1 protein-coding gene is annotated in these 231 nt (G+C 40.7%); it reads right to left on the reverse strand.

Annotated elements, in window-relative coordinates; genetic code table 11:
* On the reverse strand, nt 1-231 hold a 231-nt coding region (locus Q5762_RS39825; RefSeq protein ID WP_315897201.1), incomplete at both ends, for a hypothetical protein.

A 231-nucleotide genomic window follows, 5' to 3' on the forward strand; every position in this document is an offset into this window, starting at 1 on the left:
TACCGGCATCTGAAGTGTCTCTGCTCAACACTCTGTACAATCCAGGCTCTGTAACACAAATTTCGTTGAGTTCTTCACCGGTTTCTGGATGTTTTAAAATGAAGTTTTTGTGTTCATCACGATCTAAAACTTCGCGCTGTGCTTGTAGCAAGGTCAGCATTGACTTCGAGTTGCCTTCTTTAATTTTCTGGTTTTCTACACTAAGAGTTTTGAGTACATCTCGTAAACAGG

This window comes from Streptomyces sp. P9(2023) (assembly GCF_032436795.1).
Lineage (GTDB): Bacteria > Actinomycetota > Actinomycetes > Streptomycetales > Streptomycetaceae > Streptomyces.